Here is a 16,603-nt window from a genome sequence, read left to right on the forward strand (position 1 = left end):
CGGAGGAAACCAGCGTGAGCAGATTTGAAATCCATAAAAACGAGGATGAATACTGTAAGAAATGGGAACACAGTTTCGAGGCGGATCCGGTCGAGAGTGAGAAGTTCTACCTGACGGTCGCCTATCCCTATCCGAGCGGGGCGATGCATGTCGGCCATGGCCGAACATACATTGTTCCGGATGTTATTGCCCGATTCTGGCGGATGAAGGGGCGGCAGGTGCTCTATCCCATGGCATTCCACGTCACCGGGACACCGGTGATCGGCATTTCACGCAGGATCTCCCAGGGAGATGAGAAGACCATCAGATTGTACCGGGATCTCTACAAAGTGCCGGAGGAAACTCTTAACCGGTTCACCGAACCCATGGAAATCGTCCGTTACTTCAGCCGGGAGTACGAGCGCATCATGCGATACTGCGGGTTATCGATCGACTGGCGCCGGCGGTTTACGACGGTGGATCCCCAGTACAGCAAGTTCATCGAATGGCAGTACCTGCACCTCCACGAGGATAACCATGTCATCCGCGGGGCTCATCCCGTCAAATACTGCCCGCAGTGTGATAATCCCGTAGGCGACCACGATTTGCTGGAAGGGGACAAAGCCGAGATTATCAAATTCGTCCTCGTGATGTTTTCCTGGGGCGACTATAAACTCCCGTGCGCCACGCTCCGGCCTGAAACGACATACGGCGTAACGAACCTCTGGGTAAATCCGGGTATACCATACCTAAAGGTAACGGTGGACGGGCAGAAATGGATCCTCTCCCGCGAGGCCGCGGAGAAGATCGGACTGCAGGATCATACCGTCGTTGTCGAGGGCGAAATCCCGGGCGAAGAGCTGATCGGACTAACGGTATCTCATCCGTTCTCGGGTGATATCCCCTTGCTCCCTGCAACCTTCGTCGATCCCGACATGGCAACGGGGATTGTCATGAGTGTGCCCGCCCATGCACCCTTTGACTACATTGCACTCCGGGATCTGCAGGCACAGGGAATGTTTACCGGCATCGTCCCCGTCCCGTTGATCACGGTCGAAGGATACGGAGAGATGCCGGCAAAAGACGCCGTCGAACGTGCGGGTGTGAAGAACCAGAACGATCCCGCGATGGAAGTCCTCACGCAGGAAGTTTACAACGCCGAATTCTCACGCGGCCGCATGCTTCCCAAGTATGGTGGAAAACCGGTGCGTGAGGCACGGGACGAGGTATCGGCGATAATGGTCGAGCGGTATGGTTCCGCGGTGATGTACGACTTTGATTCACGCTCGGTCGTCTGCCGGTGCGGCAGCAGAGTCTTCGTGCGCATTCTCCATGACCAGTGGTTCCTCCAGTACAGTGATCCCGAATGGAAGGCGCAGATCCATACGCAGCTCGACGGAATAGCGCTCGTTCCGCCCGAAGTGCGGGCAGAGTTCGATCGAACGATCGACTGGCTGAAGGACTGGGCCTGCACGAGAAGAATCGGGCTCGGAACAAAACTTCCGTGGGACAAGGAATGGCTCGTCGAGCCTCTCTCCGATTCTACCATTTACATGGCGTATTACACAATCGCCCACAAACTGAAACAGATTGATCCGGCAAAACTGACTCCCGAGGTCTTTGATTATATATTCAGAGGCACCGGGACCCCATCATCACTACCACAGGAGCAACTCGATGATCTCCGTAAAGAGTTCCTGTACTGGTATCCCTACGATTACCGTTTCTCGGCAAAGGATCTCATTTCCAACCACCTGACGTTCCAGCTTTTCCATCACGCCGCCCTTTTCCCGGAAAACCTCCAGCCCAAGGGGATGGTAATATTCGGTATGGGCCTGCTTGACGGGGCGAAGATGTCATCCAGCAAAGGCAACGTGTTCCTCCTCGAAGACGCCCTTGAAGAGTTCGGTGCCGATACCGTGCGGATGTTTCTGGTGGGAAGTGCCGAACCGTGGCAGGACTTTGACTGGAGAAAGGAATTCGTCATGTCCACGAGAAAACAGATCGAACGGTTCTACACCACCGTCTCCGAGGGCATGGCAGCCGAAGGAACATTCCCCATCGACCGGTGGCTGATCAGCAGACTGCAAAAAAGGATCGCCGCAACGAATGATGCACTTGCGTCATTCCAGACCCGGCAGGCTCTCCAGGAGGCATATTTCGGCATCGAAGCGGACCTGAAGTGGTATCGCCGCCGCCTTCCCGCGGAGATCCGCGGGTCGGCAGTACTCCGCGAGGTCAGCAGCACATGGATCCGGCTGCTTGCACCGTTTATTCCCTTCACATCCGAAACGCTCTGGGCAGAGATCGGCGGGGCGGAAGACGTTGCCTTTGCACCCTTCCCCGAACCGGACACCGGGAGAATCGATGAGGAAACCGAGCTTGCCGAAGAGCTGCTCTCCCGCACGGTCGAAGATATCGAATCAATTATGAAACTCATCCAGATCGAACCGAAGGGGATCACCCTCTTTATCGCGCCATCGTGGAAATGGGATATTTTTACCACTATCGCGAATTCCGTGGATAAAAAACAGGTGATTCGGGAGATTATGACCGATGAAGCGATGAAGAAACGCGGTAAAGCTGCAACGGACGCGGCAAAACAAACGACTACCCTTATTCACCGCTTCCCACCGCACCTTGTCGCCGAGCTTGCGAAATCGGTGCCGGGCGAAATTGCAATCTTTCAGGAAGCGACGGAGTTTCTCGAGCGGGAATACGCCGTTCCGGTCACCATCGTGCCTGCAGGTGAGAGCACACACCCGAAAGCCGCAGCGGCGCTCCCGTTCAAACCCGCAATTGTCATCGAATAATTCACAATCACTCGACCATTTTTTTTGCTTTTTTGGCCCGTTCCTTTGAATTGTATCCGGTCACGTACTCCAGGTACCTGCGAAACCTTCTGTTCGTGTCAAGAATGATCTCGTCGTCCTCCACGGAGGTATCCGATTCGGTGCCGACCACGATCGTCTTTCCTTTCGGGCCAAGGCAGACTTCAAGCCTTTTTAGCGCACCGTACGATAGTGTATAGGTGCCGCCGGATTCCTGCGGCGCCACATCGAAACAGTCCTTCAGCCCCTCAACCATCCGGATTTCGAACCCCTTGGTGAACCCGCGCTTGATGGGATATTCTTGCATACTATTTTTTGGGATGCCGGTGTATGTTAAATTAATGCGAGTGTAGCGATGTGATCCTGTGGAAGATATTAAAATTATCTCGAAACCGCTTACCGGAAGCGGAAAAAAGGTGCTCATCGGATTTCCCGGCAGTGGTCTTGTCGGCAGTATTGCCTTGCAGTACATGGTTGACCAGATGGAATTCGAGCATATCGGAAACGTGACCAGCAAATACTTCCCCCCGCTCGCGATCATGGCGAAGGGCGTTATCAACGTACCCGTGCGGTTCTATGAGAAAGAGGACTTCTTTGCTGTCGTTGCCGACATCCCCATTCATCCTATGATCTGCTACGAAGTGGCTAACGGCATCATCGACTGGCTGTCCCAGTTCGCAATCCAGGAAATTGTCACCATTGCCGGCATCATCACCAACGAACCGGAAAAACGCGTATTCGGTGTTGCAACGACCGACGAGTCATTAAAACTCATCGAAGATAAGACCGTCATTCTTCCGATGGGAAGCATTTCGGGTATCGCGGGCAGCATCCTTACCGAGTGCAAGGTCAGGGATATTCCCGCTGTCGGGCTGCTCGGTGAAACGGTGAACACTCCCGATCCGCGTGCCGCCGCTTCGGCTATAACTGTGATAAACAAGATGTACAATTTGAACATCGGTATCGATGCACTTCTTGAACAGGCAACCGAGATTGAAGCCGCAATGTCGAAGATGGCGGAACAGGTACAACAGACGGAGCAGCTGCCGAAGAAAGAGCAACTGCCGATGTACGGGTGATACTCATGAAGTGCATCGCATTGACAGGAATTGCGCCCGCCGTCATTTCGGAAATTAAATACGGCAAACCCCGAACCCTTGAACTCCAGAGTGCCCACAATATCATCACGTTGATGGGGAGCAAGGCGGGAGATTGCATCTTCATGACTTCGGTGGATCTCGATGATCTCTCGGCCGGTGACGCGGGTATTATCGTTCATGTGATATCGATCACGATCAACATGAAACGCATCGTCGAGTTCGTCAACCCGTTATATTACGAGGAACGGGAACGGATGTCCGCCCGCGTCCAGGTGAAATATATGGACAGCACCATCGTCAGAGAGATTGAGGGGAAAGCATGGAGCGAAGCAACGGTTGTAGAGGTCATCAAGGGCTCGTGCTACCATGCCGGGTAAAGCCGCCTCGGAAAAGCAACGGACCCAACGGAGAGTGAAGGATTAATACCTCAAACCCACCAATATTATTGACACCGTGCCCAGGGGATCTGTGGCTTAGCCAGGATATAGCGCCGGGCTTCTAACCCGGATGCCGGGGGTTCGAATCCCTCCAGGTCCGTCTTTTTTCAGGTGAATTGATGATATAGTAATGGCATATTCTGGACTGCAATGGATGAACGCGCCATATCGGAAAATGCCGCTGCCATGCTCGCCATCATTGCCACGGTTATCTTCGCCACCGTTATTTTTTCCGTCCTGTCGGGACTTTTCAGCGGGAGCGAGACCCTGGTCGAAGAGCCGGCATTTGACGTGGATGTCGTGATGGGACTGGGAGAAACAGGCTCTACCGATACACCTGTCATCCGGCTGTCCTATGAAAAAGGCGCACCTATCCCCCTGAACCAGACACGTATTGACGTCGTTGATCCCCGGCGTATATCGCACCCGGTGAGGGCAGCGGTGCTCATCGACGATGTACTACAGAAGGGCGATGTCTGGTATGTATTCTACTTTGATCATGACGATCCGGAAGCAACTGATTACTGGATTACTGATGAACCGGAGATGGTCTTCGGCACATCCTACCATCAGGGCATCGGAGTGTTTTCTCCGCCCGGAAAATGGAAATTCGTCCTTGTCAATAAAAACACCGGCAGGACACTAATTGAAGAGACCATCGATCTGTAATCGGTGTGATCTTCCTTCCCCGAAAAGAGTTATCTGATCCTCGTACCGGCCTTTACCGGCTTCTGGGGGATGAGAAGTGAGGCTTCGTCACCTGCGGCGAGGATCATGCCGTTGCTCTCGATTCCGAAAATTTTGGCCGGTTTTAAATTGGCAAGCAGTACGACATCGGTGCCGACAAGATCCGCGGGTGCGGAATACCGGGCTATCCCGCTCACCACCTGCCGCTGCTCGTCGCCGAGATCGACGGTTAGACGGAGAAGTTTCTCAGAACCCTGTACATGCTCGGCGGCGACAATCCGGGCAATGCGGATGTCCATCTTTGCGAATTCTTCTATCGAGATTGTTTCCGATTTATTTTCTTTCATTTTTGCATCACTCACCCGCTTTTTAAGGAGTTCGTCAAGCCGTGACACCTGCTCGTCTTCGATCTTTTCGAAGACAATCGAGGGCGCCGGAAGAGTTGCGGATTCAAATCCGGCGATGCCTTCCCTTATGGCATGAGCGGCGACGGCATCCGTATACCCGAGCATCTCCCAGGCGATCTGCGCCTTCCCGGGGATCACCGGTTCGAAGAGCAGGACAAGCGCCTTGACAAGCTGGAGGCAGTTACGGATCACCTGCGCTGCCCCGCCGGGGTCGTCCCGCATGAGCTTCCACGGTGCATTCGTCTGGATATAGGTGTTCCCAAACGAGGCAAGGGCCATCATCGCATCGATGGCATTCTTGAATTCGTAGGTCCGGACATAGTCCTCCACAGTGAGGATGGATTTCTCAATTTCTTCAATAATTGCAGTGTCCGGCTCGCATTCGGGAATGCCGCCGAGTTTTTTTTGCGCAAAATGCATTGTCCTGTAGAGGAAATTACCCAGCGTATCGACTAGCTCGTTGTTGACGCGATCCTGAAAAACCTGCCACGAAAAATTGAGCTCCTTTGTGTGGCTTGTATAGCTGAGCAGGTAATAACGCAGATAATCGGCTGACATGCCCTGGTCGAGGTAATCATCGTTGGTCCATACGACGTACCCGCGTGTCTTGGAGAACGTGCGGTCGTCAATTTTTACCATTCCACTCGCAACAACCGCATGGGGCAGGCCGTATCCGGCGCCTTTCAGAAGAGCCGGCCAGAAAACGCAGTGGTGATAGATAATATCCTGACCGATAAAATGCGTGATCCTGCCATTGCCGCACCACAAACGTTTCCAGTCATCGCCCTCGGCGTTCATATACTCCTCGGTGAACGAGATATACCCTATGGGAGCGTCGATCCATACGTACACCACAAGATCGTCCCGACCCGGAAATTTGACGCCCCAGTCCAGAGTCCGTGTAATGCACCAGTCATGGAGCCCTTCTTTAACCCAACCGAGGCCATAGTTACGGGCGTTGGAAGTCCCCCCGAGGTTCGGGAGGAAACTCTCGAGAAATTCAGAAAAATCTCCCAGTCTGAAGAAAAAATGCTCCTGGTCCCGGAATTCGGCATTTCCTCCGCACACCTTGCAGACCGGTTTGCGGAGTTCACCGGGTTCCAGATGTTTCCCGCACCCCTGATCGCACTCGTCACCCCGCGCCATTGCCCCACAGTGCGGGCAGATCCCTTCGACATAGCGATCAGGAAGGAACCGCTCACACTGCGGACAGTAGCTCTGGCTGATGGTTTTCCGGTATACATGCCCGTTGTCATTCAGCCGTTGGACGATGGACCGGGTGCGATGGTGATTGGTCGGATCATCGGTCATCCCGAAATGATCGAATCCGATATTCATCCGTTTGAATGTCGTGTCGAAGTGGTGGTGATACCGCTCGCTCATCTCACGGGGGGTAACAGACTGCTGTTCTGCGCTGATTACAATTGGAGTGCCGTGGTTGTCGGAACCACAGATGAAGACCACCTTCTCGCCTGCCCGCCGCAGATAGCGAACATAAAAGTCGGCAGGGATATAGGTCCGCAGGTGCCCGATATGGCATGGACCGTTTGTATAAGGGAGCCCGCAGGTCACCAGCATCGGTGTGTCGCTCATCCCTATGCTTTTAGCCATTGCTGATATAAATATCATAATATCAGATGAAAAAACGTTTGAATTTTGAGACGAGGGCATTCGGTGCAGAAGAGGACGTGCCCTCGATCTCCGAACTTGCCGACTGGACAGGAAAACAGCACGGAACGGATGCCGATCTTATCTCGTTCCTCCTCGAACGGTCTCTCGCCGTTCAGGAGGCCGTCACAACGGCGTGCGCCGGCGGGTGCTATTACGGGGATCGCTGGCTGGGGTCGATCCTGGGCCTGAGGGATCGGGTGCTTACCGCCGAACCCGATATCGACGCTTCATGGGTAATCAAGGACGCGCGGCGGATACATGCGCTTCGTCAACATGCATGGTGCGCACTGCCCGGCCCCTCGTCCCTCGGAATCGAGGATCGGCATTTCGGAGATACTGCGGATTTTTACGACGCACTCTGTCATGTCTTCGCCCGGCTGATGCGTGAGATGCGGGATTCCGGAGTTGCCGGCCATGTACTCATCGGTGATGGTTTCACATCGATCGAACTCGAGGATCTTGCAGGGAAAAAGGTGTTTTTTTTCGCGCCGGGTGGAACCGGAAGGACAATTGAGCGGATCCTGGAAGTGCAGGACAGTGTTGCCGTCCCCGCCCGTTTTCTCCCGCAGCTCCTGCACCTCATGGGAGAGTATGACGTGCGCCGGGTCGCTCTCATCGATGCGGGACCGGAAGACTATGCTGCAGCGACCGGGCACTTCGATCCCGAAAATATATACGCAGGGGGCTACTGCACAGGCGGGTGCGCCGCTTACTGGAAGGAGATGGGTGAGCGGGCATGGACACTGCAGGAATAGAACCAACGGTGGAATGAACTTCAGGGACTTTTTTTCCGGTGGACGCCCTCCTCGATCTGCCGGCGGGTGCATAGCATGAGGAACTGATCGATGCAATTGAAGGACGTATGATTTAGTACGGCGGGCTTGCAGCCGCCATGTGCCGGAAAGATTGACAGAATCTGCCCTTTTTTTCATTTCCGGGAGAAAATACAGCCGGAGTACGTATACTGCTGAAGGATGGATCCCGAATGAACAGGCAATTTAGTCCACTCTGGCGCCCTAACGCTGAAATTTTTGTCTTTACAGGGATTCAGCAACCCGGACCAGATCATCGAAATGCCGGGTCCGCTTCAGGAGGAAGAAACGAACCTTGTCAAAAAAGGTGAACTGAAACGTTCCACCTGCTGCGGGCGGATGGCCGCCGCCATCGAATTCCCGAGCGATCAGGTGGCTTATCGGAGGTACCGACCGGATGGAAAAACGGCCGTTGTCGGAGATGATCACTTCGATGTCCGTGCCGAGGCGATCGCGTATTGTGTGGGCGGTTTCGCTCGGGTACCCGTAGAGCGGAGCGAAGGCGATCCGGTATTTCGTGCCGAGCACAGTCGTATGCCGGATGCTGTGCTCGATCTGCTCCTCCATCTCGCGGATGATCGATGCATATTCCGCCTCGATTGTCGCATCCGAAAACACCCCGCGGATGAGTACGTCCCTGACATGGTCGCGGTACTCTTTTCGCATCACAACCTGCCCGAGCACCTTCGACCGGGGATCGGTGTGCCGCCAGAGATCATAGTCACAGACAACCCGCGCCACCTCGGCAGCCTTCGCATCTCCCGGCATGAGATCCCGGGCGACAATCGCCGTTGCACAGATTTCCGTATCGATGTGAAGGAGCACACCCGCTTTTTCGACCGCGGCCGCCTCCTCTTCCGTCCAGCGGTGATGATCCCGCCACTCAATACGCCAGCCGTTGGACTTCGCTTTTTTCAGCTTCTCGACACTCCCTTTCTGGAAACCGAGATCAGAAATCGAGAGCAGGTCGCCCCGGCCTGGACTGCCTGCCACCGTGCTGAGCAGAGCGGAGAATTTTCCCACCGATGAAAAGATCGTAAAAACTCCTTCCGTATCATACCGCATCCGGTGGATTGCATCGCCGCCCACGGCATCGAGATCGTTGTGAGTCAGGTGTACGACATGCTGGCTCCTGTTCGAGAGCGCCTTCATCATATTTCCGTTGTCATTCATCCCGCCGTTGTTCCGCCCGACCATATCAGGAATATGATGGAGCTGAACCTCCATAAATAGGTCGGATCGTGAGACGTGCCCTACACCGGTCGGAGACGGAGAGGCGGTGCTGTACGGCGGCGGCAGTGCGGATACGTAACTGCAGTATTTCCCCGGCACGGACCCGAAAAATACCCAACTGGTCCATGCCTGCAAACCGAAACAAATCCTTTATGTAGATGCATTACGTATACTGATATCCAACGCCCCTGTAGCTCAGTCTGGGAGAGCGCCAGACTGAAGATCTGGTTGTCCCCGGTTCAAATCCGGGCGGGGGCATACTTATTCTCTTTGTGAAATTTCTCCGTATCTTTTAGAAATATTCGTGGAATGATGAAATAAACCGAAATCTTTATTTCTCACTTCCCTATATGAGAAGAATTAACTCATGGCCTTCCTCAGTGATCCGATTCTCATAATCAACCTGATACTCTGTATTCTCATCGTTATCGTGAGTTACTGGAGTGCTGTAAGGATCCAGAGCACCATCCCGCTCTTTATCGGCACAGCATTCGGTTTTTTCGGCATTTCTCATTTCATGACGATAATCGGACTGCGGGAACAATTCGAAACATTTCTCATCATCATCCGCACGGCTGCCTACGTGCTCGCAACAATCGGAGTCTTTGAAACAGGCCGAAGTATCATCCAGCGAAAACACGTGGAACTCTCACTTCGTGAGAACGAAGAAAAATACCGGGCACTTTTTGAAGCTGAAATGGACCCCGTATTCGTTATCGATACAAAATCCACACAATTCATGGAGGTCAATAGTGCGGCGTTGAAATTATACGGGTTTAGTCGCGACGAATTCCTGAACCTCGGGATAGCCGACATATCCGCCGAGCCCGAAAAATCGCTTCAGGTATTGAAAGAACCCCAGGAATTAAAGATTCCGCTGCGATACCACAGGAAAAAGGACGGGACCCTTTTCCCGGTTGAGATAACAGCCAACTCTTTCATCCTGAACGAACGGACTACATTCGTCGCTACAATCAGGGACATATCCGAGCGGAAACGATATGAGGAAGCACTGCGGCGGGTGAACCGAAAGCTCACCCTGCTCTCGAAAATCACCCGGACCGATCTTGAAAACCAGATTTTTATCCTGAAAGGATTCCTTGCGCTTCTCGCGGAAAAGGCCGATGACAGGGAACAAAGTAACTATGTCGCGAATATTACGTCATCAGTTGAAACCATGGCCACATCAGTTGAGTTCACCAGGAATTATCAGGATCTCGGTGAAAAACCACCGGTATGGCAAAATGTTCAACAGGTATTTCTGCTGGCAATTTCTCATCTCGACATGAGCTCCATACATCGTGATATCAGGATGGATGGGATCGAGATATATGCGGACTCGCACCTTGAAAAGGCGCTTCAGGCCATGGTTGCATTCGCCATCCGCAAGGGCGGTGATGTCCACAAAATACTCTTCACGAGCGGCGGATCCGGCGCCCTCAGTCTGATCTATGAACAGGATGGGGAAGGTATTATCGAAGCCCGGAAAGAGGAGATTTTCAGCCCGGATTACTCCCGGGATCGCGATCTGTTTATGGTTCGTGAAATCCTGGACATCACGGGAATCTCAATTCGCGAGACCGGCACACCGGATGGGGGTATCAGGTTCGAGATTATCGTTCCGGAAGAACTTTATCGCACCCGCAGCGGAGAAGGCTGAAATACACCGGTTCACACGAAACCGGCGGAGAAGTATTGCATGATTCAAAAAGGGATTCCCGCCGGCATTCATTATGAACGATAGGGGGAAAAACAGCGGCATATGCACGGTATGGTAAAAATGACAGGCATATGCACAAGGCGCCACCGGGGCTTCTTGACAATATTTTCAGGACGAATACCAGACGGGCCGTCTATATTTCCGGCTTATCGCGGAGAGCGTCGATATCCACAAACGATCCGACGTCCTCGACGAATTTACAGGCCGGACAGTACAGCCCGAGGGTTCCGCTGAGTCGTTTGATGGGGACTCGTTCTGCAGCCTGGCAAAGGGGGCATGCGCTGTCATGACGTAGCACAGGATTCATACTTTTGTATAAAAACGCCACACATATATAATTATTTATCATGTAAAATTTTCTCCTCCCCTGCCTTTTATGAAAGCGCTGCTGGAAAGGTCTCCGAGGCCGGGACCGATCATGAAAGTTCGGCATCGAATGCACGCAGACCTACCGGATGTCCGCCGGGATGCCTTCGGCACCTAATTTGGAATACCACGGGGAAACCGGGCAGTACGCGAACATAACCAGGGAATCAGAACAGAACGAATATCTAAAACATCCTTCCTACAAGCACTTTAATGGAGGTACGGTAGTATGGCTGATCAGGATCAGGCCCAGCTGAAACGGGTTCTTACCCTCAGAGAAGTTGTTTTATCCGGGATCGGAGTCATTTTAGGTGCCGGCATCTATGCCCTCATAGGAGAAGCCGCCGGTCTTGCAGGAAATGCAATCTGGATGGCATTCCTTCTCACGGCTGCCATCGCGGCATTCACCGGCCTGAGCTATGCCGAACTCTCCTCCATGTTTCCGATTGCGAGCGCCGAATATGAATATACGTCCCGGGCGTTCGGACAGCAACTTGCCTTTCTGGTCGGGATTCTCGTCATTCTGTCAGGGATTGTGGGGGCTGCAACGGTTTCACTCGGTTTCGCCGGATATTTCGCGGGAATTACCGGCATACCGATGATGCCGACCGCAATACTCCTGCTGTTTCTGCTTTCAGTTATAATATTCACCGGGATCAAGCAGTCCGCAGCGTTTATCATTACGTTTACGCTTATTGAGGCAGGTGGCCTCATCGGCATCATTGCAATCGGATTTCCTTATCTCGGATCCGTCGACTATCTTGAGATGCCGCTCGGCATCGCGGGTGTCCTCCAGGCCTCCGCACTCATATTCTTTGCATACCAGGGCTTCGAGGAGATCGTGAAGCTCTCCGATGAGACAATCGAACCCGAACGGATAGTCCCTACAGGGCTTCTTCTGGCGCTGGCAACTACGATCGTGCTGTACGTCCTCGTCGCACTCGCCGCAGTGAGTGTGGCCGGATGGCAGGCCCTGGCAGGATCATCGGCACCCTTTGCAGTCGTCGCGGAGAAAGCGCTCGGGCCGGAAGCGTTTCTGGCTTTTACCCTCATTGCCCTCTTCGCCACGGCGAATACCGCCCTTCTCATGCTGCTTTCGTCATCCAGAATTATGTTCGGTATGGCCCGGTCACGGTCACTTCCGCAGGCAATCGGCTATGTGCACCCCGGCACCAGCACACCGCTGGTGGCGATCGTCGTGGCGTTTGTCGCATCAGTTCTCTTTCTCTCCCTCGGAAATATCAGGGATGTCGCACTCGTGGCCAACTTCACCCTGTTCGTCACATTCGCAGTCATCAATGCCGCGGTAATCTTCCTGCGCTTTCAGTTACCTGGCCGGAACCGGCCCTTCCGGATTCCCGGTTCGATCTGCAGGGTGCCTTTGCTGCCCGTCCTCGGTGTCATCACCTGTCTCTTCTTCCTCTTTCAGATGGATGTGAAAATCCTTCTTATCGGTGCACTGATAATCATACTGGCTTCCAGTGCCGGATTCGTTCTCCGCAGGATATAGCGCAGACGATTTTCTCGCACCCGACCTCCGGCGATAAGGATTCCGGACACGGCGGACATGATGAAAGTGTCCACTGCCATACGAAAGCGATCCGTAACAAACCGCAGAAAATATCAATCCCTCAGACGACTGAGAAATGACGCCCATGAGCATTTCTCCTGATTCCCCGTCCCGGCGCCGCGCCGCCTACGGGATCATCATTCTTTTCGGTATCGTCAGCATGTTCGGCGATATTATTTACGAAGGCGCGAGAAGCGTTACCGGCCCTTACCTCTATGTTCTTGGTGCGAGTGCTCTTGTTGTCGGGATTGTCGCAGGGCTGGGAGAGTTTCTCGGGTACGCCCTCCGTCTCGTATCGGGGTATGTCACCGACACGACGGGGCGGTACTGGGCGGTGACATTTCTCGGGTACGGGATGCTGATCGCCGTGCCTTTTCTTGCATTTGCAGGCAGGTGGGAAATCGCCGCTGCGCTCTTCATCGTGGAAAGAATGGGCAAAGGCATCAGGGCACCGGCAAAGGACGCAATTCTCTCCAACATCACCGTCACCGTAGGCAGGGGCTGGGGATTTGGCATTCACGAGGCGATGGATCAGATCGGGGCAATCATCGGCCCCCTCATATTCACCGCCGCGTTCGTACTCAGGGGAGATTTTCAGGTTGCCTTCATTCTGCTCTTCATCCCGTTTTTCCTGATGATAACGGCCCTTGTAATCGCACGCCGCAACGTGCCCGATCCGGTTTCGATGGAATCGGCACTCACCTGTCAGGAGCAGGAAACACAGGCCGGCGCGTTGCTGCGCTTTGCGATTTTTACCGCTTTCACCATGGCGGGATTCGCGGCTTTCCCGCTCATCGCCTATCATTTCACCGCGACCGGCATCGTGCCCGATGCGGAAATCCCCCTGTATTACGCCATCGCAATGGGGGTCGATGCTGTTGTCGCTCTCATCGTCGGACGCGCATACGACCGCTTCGGTGTATCCGTTCTTTTCATCCTCCCGCTGCTCGGCCTCGTTATCCCCGTTGCAGCTTTTTCAACCTCCGCGTTGTACGTTTTCATCGCAGTCGTATTGTGGGGCGCAGCGATGGGCGTGCAGGAGACGATTCTCAGGGCTGCGGTCGCAGATTATACTCATATCAGCAAGCGCTGCACCGCATACGGGATTTTCAACACGGTATACGGAGCCGCCTGGTTTATCGGAAGCGTGTTCATAGGATGGGCCTACGAGACCTTTCTCCCCCTCGTCATCGGATTTCTGACCGTTATGCAACTCTGTGCAGGCATCGCGCTTTTCCTTGCGATGCAAAAAATACACCCGAAAAAGTCCTGAACACGATCAGTCGGTGCGGGCAGGCATCCCGCATGCACAATGTGTCCTCCGTACCGGTGCACGGAGGGGGGCTGACATGCTCTTCCATTCTGATTCCCCCCCTCCCTCATCCGACCAAAACCAAAATATTCTCTTGCGGGACATCACGGTATGTGACGACTGCCGTTGCGGAAGATTCCATTCAGAGAGTGTCGATTTATGTTGTACGGACAGGAACCATTGAGCAGGTGGAAAAAATAATCCGGACGGATGACGAGTGGCGCCGTCTGCTCTCATCCGAAGTGTTCCGGGTAGCCCGGAAAAAGGGGACCGAAGCACCCTTTACCGGCGCTTATCATGACTGTAAGGAGCCGGGAATATACCGGTGCGCCTGTTGTGGTACCGATCTCTTTTCATCTGATACAAAATTCGATTCGGGGACCGGATGGCCCAGTTTCCGGGCCCCGGTTGCGGAGGAAAACCTCTCGACATCAATCGATTACGAGCTTGGGTACCCGCGAACCGAGGTCCTGTGCCGCCGTTGCGACGCACACCTGGGACATGTATTCGATGACGGACCTCCGCCGACGTATAAACGGTATTGCATGAATTCAGCTGCTCTCCGGCTTGCCAGACCGGCCGAGTGACCCCCCGGGGCGTGCATGGATAAGCACCTGTGCTTCCACGAGCGAATGCTCCCGGGATTGCCGGTGTACAAACTTATAAATCATCTGATGATAAGTCTCGGGTGGTGATGTGCATGGATGCCTATGCCGGAAAGATACTGACTGTGGATCTGACAAAAAAAACCCTTAAAATCCAACCCTATCCGGAGGATATCAAACGACTCTGGCTCGGAGGACGGGGATTCGGTGTTAAGATAATCACAGACATGATGGACCCGTCAACCAACCCGTTCAGTCCCGATAACGTGCTTGTAGTCGCCTCGGGCCCCCTGACAGGCACCGGGGTTCCGCTGGGAAGCAGGTACGAGGTTATTACGAAATCCCCACTCAATGAAACGCTGACATCCGCAAACAGCGGCGGGGTATTCGGGTGGAAGATGAAAAAAGCAGGATTCGACGCCATCGTAATAACCGGTAAGTCCGAAACACCCGTCTATCTCCTGCTCACAGACGGCAATGCCGAGATTAAAGATGCGACGTCTTACTGGGGTATGAAAACGGGTGAGACAACCGACGCCATCATACGGGACATGGGGGACGCAGGTGCACGTGTTTCCTGCATCGGCCCCGCGGGCGAGAAGCTCAGTCGTATTTCGTGCGTAATCAACGAGAAAACACGGGCGGCAGGACGCGGCGGCATCGGCGCTGTCTGGGGTTCCAAACACCTCAAGGCCATTGCTGCGACCGGGACGCAGATTATCGCCGAAGCAGATGAAGAACGCTTTAATACCGTAAAAGAAGACTTCAGAAAGAAGATCACCGAAAACGGAATCGAACAGGCGCTGCATACCTACGGTACCGCTGTCCTTGTCAATATCATCAATGAAAACTACATCCTGCCGACGAAGAACTTCCAGAGCGCTCATTTCACCGAGGCGGATAAGATATCCGGCGAGGAAATCGCTAAGACGATCCTGAAAAAACCGAAAGGATGCTATGCCTGCATCGTCCAGTGCGGGCGGCTGAGCGAAGTGGACGGCGTTACCGGTGAAGGGCCGGAATATGAAAGCGACTGGGCTTTCGGGGCGGATTGCGGAATTTCAGATATAAAAATGATAACAAAGGCAAACTATCTCTGCAACGAACTCGGCCTTGACACCATATCAGCCGGAGCGACCATCGCCTGCCTGATGGAGATGGCTGAAAAAGGGTATGTCAGCCAGCCTATCCGCTTTGGAGATGCCAATGCAATGCTGGAGATGGTGAGCAAGATAGGATACCGGGAGGGCATCGGTGACGAACTGGCAGAGGGTTCGTACCGTTTTGCGGAAAAGCACGGGCATGCGGAACTCTCCATGAGCGTGAAAATGCAGGAGCTCCCCGCATACGATCCGCGGGGGCTGCAGGGGCACGGACTGCAGTATGCGACCTCGGTCCGCGGCGGCGATCACGTGTACGGGTACATGATCTCACCGGAAATTCTCGGTTCCCCCGAAAAACTGGATCCCTATACAAGCGAAGGTAAGGCGGAATGGACGAAGACATTCCAGGATCTCACCGCTGCGATTGATTCCAGTGGAATGTGCCTTTTCTCCTCCTTTGCACTTGATGCAGCCGACTATGCGAAAGCAATTGCTGCTGCGACGGGCATGGATATCGATGCACAGGAGCTGCTCCGCATCGGAGAGCGCATCTGGAATATGCAGAAACTCTTCAATCTGAAGGTGGGATATACGAAGGAGAACGATACGCTCCCCAAACGGTTCCTGACAGAACCGCTGAAGGAAGGGGCGCCCGCCGGGCGCGTGTGGGAGCGCCAGCCACTGCTGGATGAGTACTACAGCGCCAGAGGATGGGACAGCGAGGGAATTCCGACGCCTGAAAAACGTGCCGAGCTGGGCCTGTGAAAAGA

General features: G+C 53.9%; 13 protein-coding genes and 2 tRNA genes. 12 read left to right on the plus strand and 3 right to left on the minus strand.

The features are described 5' to 3' along the window. Positions 1-14 precede the first annotated feature (14 nt). Entirely contained in the window at positions 15-2,792 is a 2,778-nt protein-coding gene (locus tag APR53_06860) for a leucine--tRNA ligase (GenBank protein KQC05651.1), read from the plus strand. A 7-nt stretch (positions 2,793-2,799) separates the two neighbouring features. Here the strand turns inward: APR53_06860 and APR53_06865 are convergent, their stop codons facing one another. Beyond that, positions 2,800-3,117: a hypothetical protein gene (locus APR53_06865; GenBank protein ID KQC05652.1), complete on the minus strand. Its 318-nt coding sequence runs from the start codon at positions 3,115-3,117 to the stop codon at positions 2,800-2,802. A gap of 58 nt (positions 3,118-3,175) precedes the next feature. Between APR53_06865 and APR53_06870 the strand changes: the two genes are divergently transcribed. From APR53_06870 to APR53_06885, 4 genes are all read left to right on the plus strand, one after another. Beyond that, on the plus strand, positions 3,176-3,889 hold the full coding sequence (locus APR53_06870; protein KQC05653.1) for a proteasome assembly chaperone family protein: 714 nt from the start codon (positions 3,176-3,178) through the stop codon (positions 3,887-3,889). 5 nt (positions 3,890-3,894) lie between these two features. Further along, on the plus strand, positions 3,895-4,287 hold the full coding sequence (locus APR53_06875; GenBank protein KQC05690.1) for a hypothetical protein: 393 nt from the start codon (positions 3,895-3,897) through the stop codon (positions 4,285-4,287). Between the two features lie 85 nt (positions 4,288-4,372). Further along, positions 4,373-4,447: transfer RNA gene (locus tag APR53_06880), tRNA-Arg, on the plus strand. A 50-nt stretch (positions 4,448-4,497) separates the two neighbouring features. After that, positions 4,498-5,016 carry a hypothetical protein gene (locus tag APR53_06885; GenBank protein KQC05654.1) on the plus strand — a complete coding sequence of 173 codons (519 nt, stop codon included), beginning with the start codon at positions 4,498-4,500 and terminating at the stop codon, positions 5,014-5,016. Between the two features lie 29 nt (positions 5,017-5,045). On the opposite strand, the gene APR53_06890 is transcribed toward APR53_06885, so the two are convergent. Next, positions 5,046-7,034 (minus strand): methionine--tRNA ligase, encoded by a 1,989-nt coding sequence (locus APR53_06890; protein KQC05655.1) that lies wholly within the window; start codon positions 7,032-7,034, stop codon positions 5,046-5,048. A 44-nt stretch (positions 7,035-7,078) separates the two neighbouring features. Here APR53_06890 and APR53_06895 point away from each other — a divergent pair, with 44 nt between their 5' ends. After that, a complete protein-coding gene (locus APR53_06895) occupies positions 7,079-7,867 on the plus strand; it encodes a hypothetical protein (protein ID KQC05656.1) in 789 nt (262 codons plus the stop codon). 282 nt (positions 7,868-8,149) lie between these two features. Here the strand turns inward: APR53_06895 and APR53_06900 are convergent, their stop codons facing one another. Beyond that, positions 8,150-9,121, minus strand: a complete 972-nt coding sequence (locus APR53_06900; GenBank protein ID KQC05691.1) for a phosphoesterase — start codon at positions 9,119-9,121, stop codon at positions 8,150-8,152. 220 nt (positions 9,122-9,341) lie between these two features. Here APR53_06900 and APR53_06905 point away from each other — a divergent pair. From APR53_06905 to APR53_06930, 6 genes are all read left to right on the plus strand, one after another. Continuing rightward, a tRNA-Phe gene (locus tag APR53_06905) sits at positions 9,342-9,415 on the plus strand. 109 nt (positions 9,416-9,524) lie between these two features. Continuing rightward, positions 9,525-10,817 carry a hypothetical protein gene (locus tag APR53_06910; protein KQC05657.1) on the plus strand — a complete coding sequence of 431 codons (1,293 nt, stop codon included), beginning with the start codon at positions 9,525-9,527 and terminating at the stop codon, positions 10,815-10,817. Between the two features lie 655 nt (positions 10,818-11,472). After that, entirely contained in the window at positions 11,473-12,753 is a 1,281-nt protein-coding gene (locus APR53_06915) for an amino acid transporter (GenBank protein KQC05658.1), read from the plus strand. A 145-nt stretch (positions 12,754-12,898) separates the two neighbouring features. Next, the gene (locus tag APR53_06920; protein KQC05659.1) at positions 12,899-14,086 is read left to right on the plus strand and encodes an MFS transporter; all 1,188 of its coding nucleotides are present in this window, start codon (positions 12,899-12,901) and stop codon (positions 14,084-14,086) included. A 152-nt stretch (positions 14,087-14,238) separates the two neighbouring features. Then, positions 14,239-14,712, plus strand: coding sequence for a peptide methionine sulfoxide reductase (locus APR53_06925; protein KQC05692.1), 474 nt, complete (start codon positions 14,239-14,241; stop codon positions 14,710-14,712). A gap of 113 nt (positions 14,713-14,825) precedes the next feature. Then, positions 14,826-16,598, plus strand: coding sequence for an aldehyde:ferredoxin oxidoreductase (locus APR53_06930; protein ID KQC05660.1), 1,773 nt, complete (start codon positions 14,826-14,828; stop codon positions 16,596-16,598). Positions 16,599-16,603 lie beyond the last annotated feature (5 nt).

Source organism: Methanoculleus sp. SDB, from assembly GCA_001412355.1.
In the GTDB taxonomy this organism is placed as follows: Archaea; Halobacteriota; Methanomicrobia; order Methanomicrobiales; family Methanomicrobiaceae; genus LKUD01.